The organism is Leisingera sp. ABD4_442 (assembly GCF_056160905.1).
In genome coordinates, this window is the sequence record NZ_JBSWYB010000118.1 from 1 (window position 1) to 210 (window position 210).

General features: G+C 61.4%; 1 protein-coding gene. It reads left to right on the forward strand.

The genetic code is table 11. The features are described from left to right. Positions 1-210, forward strand: a 210-nt coding sequence (locus ACXAHG_RS23635) for a hypothetical protein (RefSeq protein ID WP_475061280.1), incomplete at both ends; no start/stop codon positions are given.

The window sequence follows — 210 nt, forward strand, 5'->3', positions numbered from 1 at the left end:
CGGATTGGGGCGAAAGCATCAGCATTGCAGCGTTGAAAGATCCGGGCACCGGGCTGGAAAACGGAGCGACGGTGACCGTCTGGCGCGAATATAATGATGCGGACGCATCGAGGTCGTCCGTTTATGCCCAGGTTGTGGATGCCGGCGGCAATGCCAGCCCGGCCTTCCGGGTTCCGGATCCGGTGTCCAATAGCCAGAAGGAACCGGAGG